A 624-nucleotide genomic window follows, 5' to 3' on the forward strand; every position below is an offset into this window, starting at 1 on the left:
GGAAGGGGCGGACCGCTACCCGGAAGCAGGACTGAGGAGACGCCATGTCCCAGCACACTGGACGTTCCGGTACGAACGAGACCGAACCCGAGACTCCCAACCTCGATTTCCAGGGCACCACGCCGTACGACGACTACGTCAAGGCGTCCGTGCTCACCCACCTCCAGCACCCGCTCTCCGACGACCCGGGCGAGATGGTCTTCCTGGTCACGAGCCAGGTGATGGAGCTGTGGTTCACCGTCATCACGCACGAGTGGCAGACCGCGGCCGACGCGCTGCGCCGGGACGACGTGCCCACCGCGCTGGCCGCCCTCAAGCGCTCCACGTACGAGCTGGAGTCGCTGAACGCCTCCTGGAAGCCGCTCGCGCACATGACGCCGGGCGAGTTCAATGCCTACCGCAGCGCGCTCGGCGAGGGCTCCGGCTTCCAGTCGGCGATGTTCCGCCGGCTGGAGTTCCTGCTCGGCGACAAGGCCGCCTCGATGCTGGTCCCGCACCGTGGCGCGCCGCGCGAGTACGCCGAGCTGGAGAAGGCGCTGGCCGAGCCGAGCCTGTACGACGAGGTGGTGCGCTACCTCGCCCGGCAGGGCTTCGACATCCCGGACGAGGTGCTGCACCGCGACG

1 protein-coding gene is annotated in these 624 nt (G+C 69.1%); it reads left to right on the forward strand.

Features of this window, described 5'->3' with window-relative positions; all coding sequences use genetic code 11:
* Positions 1–44: 44 nt before the first annotated feature.
* Positions 45–624, forward strand: a 580-nt coding sequence (locus KUM32_RS37180; RefSeq protein ID WP_217146274.1) for a tryptophan 2,3-dioxygenase family protein, incomplete at its 3' end; no start/stop codon positions are given.

Source organism: Streptomyces sp. AC627_RSS907, assembly GCF_019049165.1.